Source organism: Thalassotalea sp. G2M2-11, from assembly GCF_017168195.1.
Taxonomy (GTDB): Bacteria; Pseudomonadota; Gammaproteobacteria; order Enterobacterales; family Alteromonadaceae; genus Thalassotalea_E.
Genome location: NZ_JADNYL010000011.1, coordinates 1 through 707, shown reverse-complemented (window position 1 = coordinate 707; position 707 = coordinate 1). Strand labels below are relative to the sequence as shown.

The window sequence follows — 707 nt, the reverse complement described above, 5'->3', positions numbered from 1 at the left end:
AATCCTCGCTATCAAAGCAACAAAAAACTCATGAGTGAACTCCCTACTAAAAAAGAGCTAAACAAAATCAAACAACTGCAAAAAGAGAATGAGCGTTTAAAGCAGGAGAATGATTTGTTAAAAAAGTGGCAACGGTATCTGGCGGAAGTCCATCAGAGCGATTTGGATTCATCCAAACACACGGACAACGATTAGGTGTTAAATACTTATGTTCATGGCTAAAGGTCTCACGCAGTGGTTATTATGCTTGGCGTAATCGATTAGTATCCTCAAGAGTATTAGCTGATAGAGAGCTGCTGACTCATATTAATCGCGTATTTATCAACAATAAACAAAGGTATGGCAGCCCGCGATTCTTTCACGCATTAAAACGAGAAGGTATTAGCACTAGTAAAAAACGTGTAGCGCGTTTAATGCGTGAAAATGGTTTACGCGCACGTGCGTTAAAAACCTACAGCAAACCCGCGAAGGTTAAATTCTTTTATAAAGCCATTGAAAATCATCGTAAAGGTATTGATAAACCAACGGGCATTAACCAACAATGGTCGGGTGATATTACCTACTTAAAGGTCGGGCAGCGTTGGCATTATTTAGCGGTAGTATTAGATTTGTATTCACGCCGAGTGATTGGCTGGGCATTAGGCCTACAGAAATCTACTGACCTCACCATGAAAGCATTGAAGCAAGCGTTAACTAAGCGAAAGCCA

1 pseudogene is annotated in these 707 nt (G+C 40.5%); it reads left to right on the top strand.

The annotated features are described in order from the left end of the window. Positions 1-707 (top strand): annotated as a pseudogene (locus IV514_RS17345) (IS3 family transposase); the annotation flags it as partial.